The following is a 12,891-nucleotide window of genomic DNA, read 5'->3' on the forward strand; positions in this document are numbered from 1 at the left end:
TAATTAAGATAAAGTTTACATTTTGTAATTTGGTTATCATCAAAATTTAAAAAAAATATGAAAGCAGTTAGATACTTTGGACATAAAGACGTTAGAGTTGTTAATGATTTAGAAAAACCAACGCCAAAGGGCGATGAGGTCTTATTAAAGATAGGAGGAGCGGGAGTTTGTCATTCAGATTTACATATTATAGATGAAGGAACTGTAGGAGATTTAGTTTTTACTTTAGGGCACGAAAATGCTGGTTGGGTAGAAGAAGTAGGAGATACAGTAACGGATTATAAAAAAGGAGATGCAGTTTTAGTATATGGTCCTTGGGGATGTGGACACTGTAAACCATGTCAACAATCAAAAGAAAACTATTGCAATCACCAAAGTGAGCTTGGTTATGGAGGTGGATTAGGTTTAGACGGAGGGATGTCTGAATATATGTTAGTGCCATCATCTAGATTATTGGTTCCTATTCATGATTTAGATCCAGTTATTGCAGCGCCATTAACAGATGCAGCGTTAACGCCTTATTCAGCTATTAAAAAATCTTTGCCTAAACTTATGCCAGATGAGTTTGTTGTTGTAATTGGAGTAGGAGGATTAGGACATGTAGCAGTTCAAATTTTACGAGAAATGACAGGAGCAGCAATCATTGCTTGTGATGTAACAGAAGATAAATTAGAATTTGCAAAATCTTTAGGAGCAGCTTACACAGTTAATTCAAAAGATGCAGATGCAGCAGAACAGATTTTAAAAATTGCAGGAATTCAAAAAGTAAAAGTAGTATTAGATTTTGTAGGAGCAACGCCAACTATAGAGCTAGGAACTAAAATAGTTTCTATGGATGGCGACTTAACAATTGTTGGACTTGGTGGTGGTTACTATGAATATAGTATGAATGGTCTTCCTTTTGGTGTAAGTATGTCAAACCCTTATTGGGGATCTCGTACAGAATTAATGGAAGTTGTAGGATTGGCTAGACAAAAGAAAATTCATATAGAGATTGAACAATATAAATTCGATCAAGCAAACGAAGTTTATGATAGAATGAGACAAGGTAAAATAAAGGGGCGTGCAGTATTAACGCCTTAATTTTTTACTTAAATTAAACAAAATAACCAACTGCATGCAGTTGGTTATTTTGTTTAACACTATTTATATTCAAAAAAAGTACTTTATAATTTTTGAGTATTAAAATCTTATTTATTTTTGTCTAATGCAACTAAACAGAAAATATAAGATTCTTCTATTTATAAAAAGAAGTGTAAATTTTTTCCAAAATTTACTCAATCTCCTTAAACTTGTTTTAAGCGAGAGGCAATTTTTATATTTATCGTGTATATTAGTTGCAATATCTTCAGCTTTTGCTGTAATCGTATTAAAATCTTTTGCGCACAGCGTACTTCAATTCACAGTTTACATTAGTGGTATTTTAAAATTACCATACATGAATAGTTTACTACCTATAGTAGGGATTTTATTAACTGTATTTGTCGTTAAAAATTTTTTAGACGGATCTATAGAAAAAGGAACATCACAAATTATGATTGCTGTTGCCAAGCGATCTGGTATAATGCCAAAAAAGCAAATGTATGCCCAAATTATAACCAGCTCTTTAACTGTAGGTATGGGTGGTTCTGCAGGATTAGAATCTCCAATTACCATTACAGGAGCAGCTTTTGGTTCTAACTATGGGCAATATTACCGTTTTAAATATAAACACAGAGCACTCTTATTAGCCTGTGGAGTTGCATCAGGAATTGCAACAGCATTCAATGCACCAATTGCTGGAGTTTTATTTGCAATAGAAATTGTTTTGGCGGATATGAGTGTTACAGCTTTTATTCCTTTACTATTGTCATCTGCAACAGGAGCATTAATAGCTAATCTAACATTAAAAAGTAGTATGTTACTTTCTTTTCGTTATGCACTTGGTTTCGATTATCATAATGTTATTTTCTATATTATTTTAGGCGTTTTGGCTGGATTCATCTCTGTATATCATGCCAGATTATTTAGAAGAGTAGAACATCTTATAGGGAATTATTCTGATAATTTATATTGGAGAGCTCTCGTAGGGGCATCTAGTTTAGCAATATTAATATTTTTCTTTCCTACTTTATTTGGAGAAGGGTATGAGAGTATAAAATATCTAGCCAATGACGAAGCAGGCTTTCTTTTAAATAATTCCTTGTTAGAAACTTTTAAAACCAATCAATGGATTATTTTAGGATTAATATTAATTATGATTCTCATAAAATCTATTGCTACTGGATTAACATTGGGAAGTGGAGGAAATGGAGGAAACTTTGCTCCGTCTCTTTTTGTAGGTTCATATTTGGGTTATTTTGTCTCAAAATTTTTCAACTTATTAGGTTTTACTGTACCAATAGGAAATTTTACTGTTGTAGGGATGGCAGCAGTTCTTAGTGGACTATTTCATGCACCATTAACAGCTATTTTTCTAATAGCAGAAATTACAGGAGGATATGGATTAATTATTCCTCTAATGTTAGTATCATCAATAAGTTTTGCTATATCAAAACGATACGATAAATACTCAATGGATGTACATTCTATAGCGGATCAAGGAATTGTATTTACATCCGACAAAGACAGAAACCTTTTTAATAAGATCGATTTATTTTCTATTTACATTAAAAATATTCAAACATTAACACCAAATAATACAATAGAAGATGTAAGGGAGATTTTTGCATCAACAACACAAGATTTTATTCCTATTTTAAATGAAGACGAATCCATTCATGGAATTATAGTTTTAGATCATATACGTTCGTTTATTTTTAGAAATAATACATCTAATAAAACTTACGAAGATTGTATTACAGAAGCATCATCAACTTCAGTTTTTGCAAATGCTGCAAATGTGATAAATATGATGGAAAGTAAAAAAATAGAATATATGTTACTTACAAAACAAGGAAAGTTTGTTGGTTATGTTACAGAAAGTTTATTATTAGAAAACTATAGAGATAATTTAAAGAAACTTAGAATTGAATAACCCGCAACCTTATTGGTTGCTTTCTTCCTGAGTCGTTAACCTCAAAGTATTTTGCGAAGCCAACTTTTTTGAGGAAGTTGCCATCACAAAATAATCATGTCCTTTTATCTTGAGCTTAGAAGTTGGAAACTAGAAGTTAGAGTTTAGTTTTAAGATATAAGGGAATTAGGACTTTGTTTAAAACCACTACTCTGTACATTAAAATAAAAAAAACCTTCAAGATTTTCTTGAAGGTTTCTAATTTTAAGGTTTCCAGAAAGTCCAGACACTTCCGTTAAATACAGCAAGCAATCTGTTTGTAGTATCATAAACTATCATTCCTGGGCTAGGATCAATAATATTAAGATGAGGTTCTGGTACTTTAGGAAGTATCATAGCCTTGTCTGTATCTGTTAATACCAATAGACCTTTTGTTTCGTCTGTATCGGCATTATTTCCGATTGCCATTTTAGAATCTGGCAATTCTGTTTTAGTTGTTTGAATAGAAATATCAGCCAAACCACTATCGTCAACTGAAAGGTCTATCCATTCACTGTCTTTTAAATATTTTACTTTATGATCAGTAACATCGTAAATCAGAGTACCACTTTCTGTAATAGCACTTTTGTCTTCTACATAAGGTAAAATAATACCTCTATTTTCAGCTTCGGAAAACTCTAACGAAACAGATGAGTTACTTGCTTCTGGTGTTCCTATTGTTAATTGAGATTTTACTATTGTTGTAAAACATAGTAAAACAATAATTGGAATTATAGTTTTCATATAAAAAGGTTAAAAGGTTAGTTGTTTTCTAATGCATTAGCAATAGGTGAAAAAAATACCTATTGCTAATTGCCTTAGTTTATTATTTTAATCAGGACAAGCTTGACTTGTCATGCAGAACCATCCAAATGATACACCATCATCTTTAGAAGTGTATATTTTCATACATTTATTAGTTGTATCATAAATAGTCATTCCTTCAACAAAGTTATCTGGGTTAATACCAATTGGTTCATTTAGGTTATTAAATGGAATTCTATTTAAAACAAATCCATTTGTTTTAGACTCCATCGCTAACCATGCTCCTTTACGAACTTTAGGCCAATTGTCTGTACTATTAATTCTTCTTGAAACAGAACTAACACCTACATTTGTGTCTAAAATTGTACCTCCAGTAGTTATTGGAGACTTGTAACAAAGTAATTCACAAGCACCTTTTATCCAGTCTAAGAAATAATCTTCTACTTCACCATCTTGCGCTGCAAGGAAACTTCTTTCATCTGCAGGTGTAGCAGTATTATCTTCTAATAACTGAGTTGTAAGGCGTAATCTTACAAAACTTCTTAATGCATCAAGCTCATCACTACAATTTAATGGATTATTAGGCCAAGTTATGTTCACAGTTTGCTGTTCTTGTGAAGGTGGAACTTCAACCACAACTGTTTCATTTGGATCGAAAATACCATTATCATTCCAGTCTATGAAACCATATAAGTAAGCTGTAGAATCAGTTTTATTTGTTAACGGAACAGCTAGTGTATATGCACTTCCAGGAACTTTAGTAGGTAATACTCCTGTAAATGCATCTTCGTCATCTCCAAAAATATCACTATCGTCACCAGAAGCATTATTAGAGCTTCCAGACTCTGTAAATTGTGGACCATCTTCACTATCAGGTGCTATAGCTCCTAATTTTAAAGGATTATCTTCTTGACTGAATTTTATTTCATGTCGAGCCATATTTTCCTCTCCACCAAGATTATAGCGTTCATCTAAATCTCCATAATCATATGCAGGAGGGCTACCACAAATAACACCTGTAGAAGGAAGTCCATTAAAACTAAATTCATTAGGACTCTGTGTACAACCACCACAACCATCACTACCATCAGCAGTGTGTCCAGTGTAGCCATATCGATCACTACCTTCTCTAACTAACATAGAAACATGTCCACCTGCTTCAATGAAGCGAACTTTTCCACTTAACATCTGAGCACCATTATTAACTGTTATAGCAGTAGGAACAGTAATATTACCAGAAACAATAGCAGTAGCTCCAACAATACCTGTTTTTCCACCATCATTACTTCCTGCTGTATATGCTCTACCTTCGTTTGTAATAACAGAAAATATAGGGAAATTACTATCGTGGTTATTTGCTGAAATCCAAACAACCTCTGGGATATCTCTTGTTACATCTGTTTCATTACCTGGTCCATCAGGCTCTTCATTAACCTCATTAATACTTAACCAACTAGAAGTATTAACTGTACTTCCTAATCCTAACTGCCCGTTCTGATTTGCTCCAAGAACAAAAACAACACCAGCGCTATCTCTTAAATAATATGAAGTAGCAGTTGAATTACTTAAGTCTTGTTGTAAGATAGGAGTTGTGATATTTGGAGGAAGTGTCATTTTTGTAGCGTAATTTCTTGTCGTAACATTACTTCCATTACCTAAAAACACATTTCTACCCCAAGTATAAACATTTTCTCCGTCCATTGCTATTAAAGAGGCACCAGCACTTTTTACATCTGTTATTCCTGTAAGTGGAGTAGTTTCATTAAGCATTACTTGATGCCATATAAGCCCACCTAAGTTACCATTTCCTTGTGCAGGGCTTCCAGATGTATTAGTAAATACCCAAACTTCTCCTGTTTTTGTTAAAAGAGAAAGAGAAAATGGTGCACTAGTACTGGCTCCAGCATCTATTAAGCGAACGTTACCAGGTGCTGTATTTGGAGGTAATGGAACTTGTTGCATACCACTAGCTTTTGAGAATATAAGACTATTCGCTCCAAAAGCATATAAACCACCAGAACTAAGTAAAATATATTGGTGTGCATTTGCACTATTAGAAGCACCTGTAACGAATATTGGAGTTCCTTGGAAGTTAAATCCATTTTGACCGGAAATTACTTTAATAGGAACATTCTGATTTGTACCATTTCCATTCGCACTACTACCAAATACTAACCAATCATCTCCACTTTTTACAATACTTCCATGAAATAAAGATTGCATAGGGTCTGGCACACCAACACGATTATCATCATTAGGATCACAAGAACCTAATTCAATCGAGCTATCTACTACAGAAAGTGTATAATCTTCTACTTCTCCATTATAAGGGAAAAGGTTAGATCCTGAAGAAATTCCATAAATACCAGAACTTAAACCATCAGCAATAGATCGTTCATCAACATTTGGTGTAGATGTATTATCTGTTTGTGTAACGTTAGTTAAACGTAATCTCATATACGTTTTATCACTTGAACCAGTATAGTTAATAAATGGCCAATTAAGTGTTACAGTTTGAGTAATTGGTTCTGGATCTGGTGGATTAATACTAGGATTTTCTGGGTCCTCTTCTGTTGGATCTTCTGGTAATGCAGGATAAGGAAGAGAAGGTACTGTAACAGAAACATGTTCATTTGCAGTAAATCTACCATTTCCATCTATATCTATCCAACCACGTAAAGTAGCAGTAGTTCCTGAATGATTAATTACATTAACAGATACATTATAACTAGAACCAGAAACTAAATCTTGAACAGGTAACTTAATTCCATCTTCATCTAATCCATCTCCATTTGTACCATTACTATCAGCTCCCGGAGCAACACTTTGTGCAGCAGGTTCTATATCTACAAGTTTACCAATCAAAAGATCTTCATTGGCAAAGTTACGAGCTGGCAACATTGTATTTGTATTGTTAAATTCATAAGATTGGGGAGCATCTCCAAAATCTGAATTAGAAGAGAACGCAATCAAATGATCCTCTATCTCTCCATTTGCTATAAGTGGATTAGCATCATATTCCCCTGTACTTAAACCATCTGCAATAGAACGTTCATCGACTAATAATCCAGGAGCTCCACTAGTAAAATCAGTTAAAGTTCCTTGAGATATACGAAGACGTAAAGCTAAATTTTCTGGCTCTCCAACAATATTACTAGTTTGTGCAGCAGTCCATGTAAGTTTATATTTACGTTTACTAAAACCATTATATGTAGTAACTGTTGCAACTTCATTTGCTTCAAATCGACCATTTTGGTTAAAATCTATCCAACCATAAAGTGTTCTACTACCAGTATGATTGGTAACAGGAACTTGTATTGTATATGGACGACTAGCAAATACAGGGTTTGTAATGAAATTTATTTCATCATCTACGAAATTGTTGCTATCTCCATCAGCATTTATACTTGTATTTTTTGTCAGCTCTTCATCTGCAGGTTCGTCTCCTATAAATAGACCAGCACTTGCTGCTTGTCTTGCAGGAGCTATAATTCCATTTCTACTTGTTTCGTAGGTATCTGGTAAATCACCATAATCAAATGAATCTGTTGTGATTGCAACACGATAATCTTCAATTTCTCCAATTTGAGGAGTTGTGTAATTAGGAGTACTATATGTAGTTCCATCACCTATTGCTCTTCCATCGAAAGGTCTACCAGGAAATTCTATAAGTAAATTTGCAATACGTAAACGCATATATACATTTTGTATGTCAGTAGGAATACTAGTTGTTGCAAAACGGAGAGTCATTTCTTGAGGTAGGGGTGAAGAAGGTACATTAACTAATGAACTTTCTCCTCTATTAAGATCAAATCGACCATTGTTATTACTATCTAACCAACCCATAAAAGTTTTTGAAGAACCTGTGTTATTCAGAACTTTTACTCTAACATAGTAGATGTTATTTTTATAGATAGGAATAATTCTTTTTATACCATCTTCTTCAAGTCCATCTCCATTTGCACCATTATTGTCAGCACCAGGAGCTACAGAATTAGGAAACTCGTCTTCTTCTATTAAATCTCCAATTCTTAGTACAGTTGATATGGCGTTTCTTGCAGATAAATTTGCACCAGTACTACTCGTTTCGTAAGAAACAGGAAGATCTCCGTTATCAAAGTTATTTGTTACCTTAAATTGATAATCTTCAATTTCTCCAGAAGCATTGCTTGGTCTAAAACTTCTAGTATCAATTAATGCTGCTCCATTACTATTACTTAATGTAGTAGCAGATAATCTAAGTCTTACATACACTTTTCCAGCCTGTAATGTAGATGCAGAAAGACCAATATTATTCCAATTTAATGTAAAATTAGAAGTTGTTCCAGCAGTAACAGATCCTGATACCGTTGCAGCTTCATTTCCATTAAATATACCATCTCCATTAAAATCTATCCAAGCATATAAATATTTTGTACCTGTTATAGTTGTATTTACTGGAACTGTTAAAGAGTAGGCAACACCATTTGTAATAACTTCTCCTGGTTTAACACCATCTTCGTCTTCACCATCACCATTTGTACCATTGTTATCTGCACCTGCTACAACACTACTTGCTACAGGTTCATAATCAATTGTATCTCCTATGTAAAGTTCTGGTGGATTAGTATTTGTATGAGAAGCAGGTGCTCCATTTTCATAAGAAGCAGGCACATCTCCAAAATCACGAATAATTGTTAATTGATAATCTTCAACTTCACCTTCAGAAATAGCTCCATATTCACCAGAATTTAAACCATCTGCAATAGAGCGTTCATCTAATAAAGTAGCATTAGTTCCCGAAGTAAAATCGGCAATGACTGTTCCAGCATCTGCTCGTAAATATCTAATTCTCATGTATGGTTTGTTAGTTACCGCAGACGTTATTTGTGTTGCAGTAAAAGTAACTGTAGCAGTTCTTGCATTTACAGGAACAGTTACAACTGGTGATGCTTCATTTGCTTCAAATCGACCATTATTATTAAAGTCAATCCATGCATATAAAGAAGCAGGACCTTCCGTACTATTATTAACAGCAACAGTAAAAGATTTTGCAACACCAGCTTTTATAGTTAACTGATTTTGAGAGATACCATCTTCATCATCACCATCACCATTAGTACCATTATTATCATCACCAACAGCCACACTTTGCGGACCAAGTTCATAGTCAAAAGTGTTTCCTAAGTATAATAAGTCAGTAGGGTAATTTCTTGCAGGTCTAGCATTTCCGTTTCTATTCATTTCGTAACTTTGTGGTACATCCCCAAAATCAAATAAACTTTCACCAACTGGAAAACGATAATCTTCAACTTCTCCAATTATAGGAGTAGTGTATACTCCAGTACTAGCACCATCAGCAATAGACCTTTCATCAATACCAGTTGTACTAGTATTATCTGTTCCAGTGGTTCTTGTTAAACGGATACGAGCATATAGATCTGTAACTCCTTCAGGAATATTAACTGTCTGCGTTCCTCTAAACCAAATATTAACTAAAGAAGTACCTGTCGCAACACTTCTATAGCCAGTAGTATTACCAGTAGCAGCAGTATAGCATACTTCGTTAGCTTGAAATTTACCGTCATTGTTAAAATCTATCCAAGCAATTATATTAGAACTAGTAGCAACGGTTACAGGTACATTAAAAGAAAGTGCAACACCTCTTTTTATAACAGGTAAAATAACTAAACCATCTTCGTCTTCACCATCTCCGTTTGTACCATTGTTATCTGTGCCTGCTGCAACTGTAGCAGGAGTTTCTTCAATGTCTATTAATTTACCAATACGATTAGCTTGGCTTCCTATTTGTCTTGCAGGGAAAGAATTACCAGCATTGTTTAACTCATAACCAGCAGGATTATCACCAAAGTCGTATGTATCAACTGGTAATTGATAATCTTCTACTTCTCCAAAAGGAGTTCTTAAATTATTTACAGAATTATTTGAAGCTGTAGCACCATTTCCAATACTTCTTTCATCTAATAATGCTGAATTTGCTCCAGATGTAAAATCAGTTAAAATAGTATCAGAAAATCTTAATCTTAAATAGATTCTTTTAGTACCATTAACAATTAAATTTGTTTCTGCAGCAGTCCATGTTAAGGTTAAACTTCTATTTCCAGTTCCTGTAATTGTTGTTGTCTTTACTTCATTAGCTTGGAAACGACCATCTCCATTTAAATCTAACCAACCGTAAAGATATTTTGTTCCAGCAGACATTGTTGTTGGAATAGAAACTGGAATAGTAAGTGTATAAGGAATACCTCTATTAATACTTTCAAAACGAGTTATACCGTCTTCATCCGCTAATTCTACGCTGTTGTCTCCAGTTGTATTATTTTCGTTAGGAGAAGTTACAGAAGCAGGACCAGATTCAGTATCTAATAAATTTCCAATTCTAAAACCTTCCATCGGAGCATGTAATGCAGGTGTAGAAACCCCAGCTATATTATTTTCATATGAACTAGGAGCATCACCATAGTCAAAAGTATTAACAACATTTATTTGATAATCTTCTACCTCTCCATTTACAGTTTGTGGATGCTCTGTAGCCACTACTGTAGATGTAGCACCATTTCCAATACTTCTTTCATCTACAGTAGTTCCTCCTGCAGCACCAGTAAAATCTATTAATGATCTGTCAGAGAATCTAATTCTCATATACAACTTCGTAACATCATTAGGAATATTATTAGTCTGTACATTTGTCCAAGTTAAACTTGCTCTACTTTCTCCTGTAGTAGTAACATTAACAGTACTAAACTCGTTTGCTTCGAATCGACCATTATTATTAAAATCAATCCATCCATAAAGATATTTTGTTCCAGTAGTATTTCTAACAGGGAATGTTAAAGTATACGGAACATTTTTTCTAATCTCTACTGTTGAAGCAACTATTGCATCTTCATCTTGTCCGTCACCATTTGGAGTGTTATTATCTTCTCCATCATCAACATTATTTGGCACAAACTCTAAATCAGGAACAATACGTCCCAAATAAAAACTAGATAAAAGTTTGTGTGTAGCAGGTGTAAATACATCATCTTTCGAATTGTCGTATGAAACAGGAGCATCACCATAATCAAATATAGCAGTAGTAACACTATTCCAAGATCGTCCAATATTAATCCCATCAACTTCTAAATTACTTCCTCTTTGCAAAATAAATGCATTAGACAAAGACGTAACATCAGTAATTGCAGGTGTAGTAATAATAGTTGGAGTTCCAGGTTCATTAGTTGTGCTAGGATTAACATACAGCTTAACACGGTCGTTATTATTTCCAGTAACAAACTCATATTTTAAAATAATAAAATAATTTGTACTAAAATCTCTTACAGTAGTTTCGTATTCTGCAGCATTGGCAGTTTTTCCAACACCAAAACTAAATCCACTACCATTAGCTCTAATGTAGATTCTCGCATTCTGAGCAGCTGTAGAATTCCCCATAGCATAAAAGTAATCTCCATTAGCAGATGCTGTACTTACATTTACAACCATAGAGGAGTAAACATTTGGTGTAGCAGCATTTAATACAGCTGTAGTAAAAGTTCTTCTTATACTTTGTCCGCTAGCTGTAAGTGAAATTTTATTACCACTAGAATTTCCTATTGTATTAGCATACGAAAGGTTACCATTTACAATACTTATAGTGGGATTACCGGTTGCATTACTTAACCAGTTAGAGCTTGTAATGGGTGTACCAGCAGGATAATTAAAACTTTCGGTTATAATAGATTGGGCTTTACTTGTAGAAAATAGCCCAAATAACATCATAACGGATAAATAAAATATCGGTATCTGATGCCTTTGAATAAGAGGTATTTTTATTTTCATAGGTTATATAGGTTATATAGGTTATATAGGTTAATTGTGAAAATTTCTTATACTTAAATATTATCTTCATAAATAAAAAAAAACTAATTGTTTAGATTTATATTAAGAAGGAGCTCTTGGTTTAGAAAAATATCTAATGAATGGATTAATTATTAGAATTTTATATAAAGAGTTATTATTAGACAATAAGTAACTTATATCCCTTAGAAAAGATAGAACCAAAAAAGACATTTTTTTTAAATGCAGATGATGATATGGTAAAAGTATACAATATATGCTTCTCATGTTTTAAGGTTAATAAGTTGGTTGTTCAGTACAATTTGGTTAGAATTGTATTGTATTAGGTTTATTGCAAATTTATAAAAAAAAACGTATATAAAATAATAAAATTTATTATTCATTATTCATTATAGAATAATTTATAGTTAATTGATTAATATACATGTGTATACTTCTGTTTATCAATAAACAATTCCTAGAATTTTATTTTTAAATTATTATTGAATACCACGCAACACTATGTGTTGCTTTTTTTCGAGTCGTTAACCTCAAAGTATTTTGTGAAGCCAACTTTTTGGGGAAGTTGTCATCACAAAATAATCATGTCCTTTTATCTCGAGCTTAGAAGTTGGAAACTAGAGTTTAGTTTTTAAGATGTAAGTTTATAAGGAGTAAGGTTTACTTAGTGCTCTCTGCGTAATCTTTGTGCTCTTTGCGGTTGAATAATATAGAAGTTAGATTTTAGTTTTAAGACTATAAGATATAAGGTTTGTTTTGTCATGACTGTCGAAGCATCATTACCTATTTTCCCATCTTAAATCTCGCATCTCACATCTATTTTCAAAAAAGATTAAAAAATATTTTACGGTTATTCAGTCAGTTAGGTTAAAATTGTAAATTAATTGTAAAGTTGATTTGGAAAAACGGAAAAAGCAGTTGTATATTTGCACTCCCAATACGAAAGAAGAGTAGTATTGTAGGAATTGAAATAGTAAAGGAGTAATATTAGTTTTAACGGGCTTTTTTTTTGATGGTTGAGGTTGTAATGACTGAGATTGATAAAAGAAAAAAAAGTTTTAAAATATTTTAAAAAATATTTTGTGGTTTAAAAATATTAATTACCTTTGCAACCGCTTACAGAAACAGAGAAACAAAGTGAGTGATGAAACGAGAAGTTCATTTGAAATTTAAAATATAGACAGAAGAAATAAAGCCGATACGAAATTAGTCAATCCTTGAATAATGGAGCTATAGGAAATTCGAAGTTGTAAAAA

General features: G+C 33.0%; 4 protein-coding genes. 2 read left to right on the forward strand and 2 right to left on the reverse strand.

The genetic code is table 11. The features are described from left to right. The first annotated feature begins 57 nt into the window (after nt 1-57). Nucleotides 58-1,083 carry an NAD(P)-dependent alcohol dehydrogenase gene (locus tag BUA86_RS15365; RefSeq protein WP_072934034.1) on the forward strand — a complete coding sequence of 342 codons (1,026 nt, stop codon included), beginning with the start codon at nt 58-60 and terminating at the stop codon, nt 1,081-1,083. Nucleotides 1,084-1,207: 124 nt separating this feature from the next. Continuing rightward, on the forward strand, nt 1,208-3,016 hold the full coding sequence (locus BUA86_RS15370; RefSeq protein WP_072934035.1) for a chloride channel protein: 1,809 nt from the start codon (nt 1,208-1,210) through the stop codon (nt 3,014-3,016). Between the two features lie 243 nt (nt 3,017-3,259). Here BUA86_RS15370 and BUA86_RS15375 read toward each other — a convergent pair whose 3' ends face one another. Further along, nucleotides 3,260-3,778, reverse strand: coding sequence for a hypothetical protein (locus BUA86_RS15375; protein WP_072934036.1), 519 nt, complete (start codon nt 3,776-3,778; stop codon nt 3,260-3,262). Between the two features lie 87 nt (nt 3,779-3,865). Continuing rightward, nucleotides 3,866-11,617, reverse strand: coding sequence for a GEVED domain-containing protein (locus BUA86_RS15380; RefSeq protein ID WP_221405237.1), 7,752 nt, complete (start codon nt 11,615-11,617; stop codon nt 3,866-3,868). Between the last annotated feature and the right edge of the window lie 1,274 nt (nt 11,618-12,891).

The sequence above is a fragment of the Chishuiella changwenlii genome (assembly GCF_900142565.1).
GTDB lineage: Bacteria > Bacteroidota > Bacteroidia > Flavobacteriales > Weeksellaceae > Empedobacter > Empedobacter changwenlii.

Excerpts from the sequence above, each read along its gene's own strand:
- BUA86_RS15365 (WP_072934034.1), top strand. The coding sequence starts at position 58 with ATGAAAGCAGTTAGATACTTTGGACATAAAGACGTTAGAGTTGTTAAT.
- BUA86_RS15370 (WP_072934035.1), top strand. The coding sequence starts at position 1,208 with ATGCAACTAAACAGAAAATATAAGATTCTTCTATTTATAAAAAGAAGT.
- BUA86_RS15375 (WP_072934036.1), bottom strand. The coding sequence starts at position 3,778 with ATGAAAACTATAATTCCAATTATTGTTTTACTATGTTTTACAACAATA.
- BUA86_RS15380 (WP_221405237.1), bottom strand. The coding sequence starts at position 11,617 with ATGAAAATAAAAATACCTCTTATTCAAAGGCATCAGATACCGATATTT.